This window comes from Streptomyces sp. NRRL S-350 (assembly GCF_000719705.1).
GTDB lineage: Bacteria > Actinomycetota > Actinomycetes > Streptomycetales > Streptomycetaceae > Kitasatospora.
In genome coordinates this window covers 1-411 of record NZ_JOHO01000206.1, presented here as the reverse complement: position 1 = coordinate 411, position 411 = coordinate 1, and the positions used below count along the sequence as shown (strand labels likewise).

At 86.1% G+C, this 411-nt stretch carries 1 pseudogene; it reads right to left on the bottom strand.

Annotated features, from left to right (window positions below):
• A pseudogene (locus tag IF30_RS48485) lies at window positions 1-280 on the bottom strand (hypothetical protein); the annotation flags it as partial.
• Window positions 281-411: the final 131 nt, after the last annotated feature.

The following is a 411-nucleotide window of genomic DNA, read 5'->3' as shown; positions in this document are numbered from 1 at the left end:
GGGTGGGGGGCCAGGTCGGCGTCAGGGTGGGGGCCGGGGTGGGGACGGTGGGCTCGGCGTCGGGCAGCGGGTCGGTGACCGCCGGGGCTCCCCCGGCGTCGGCCGCGGCGTCGGCGTCCGGGTCGGGGGCGGCCTGGGCGTCGGCGTCCGCGGTGGGGGCCGGGCTCGGAGCAGGGGCGTCCCCGGCAGGAGGTGGAGCCGGGGAGGCGGCCGGGGCGCCCGACGGCGAGGCCGAAGCGGAGGCCGCCCCCGATCCGGACGGCGAGGCGTAGGGCGGCACGGGGCCCTCCGGGAGCTCCGGGGCCTCCGCCGGCTGGGCGGCGGCCAGGGGGCCCGCGGGTGGGCGGCGGGGGGGGGGGGGGGCCGGGGGCCGGGGGGGGGTAGGCGGGGGGGGAGGGTCCCGACCCCGGG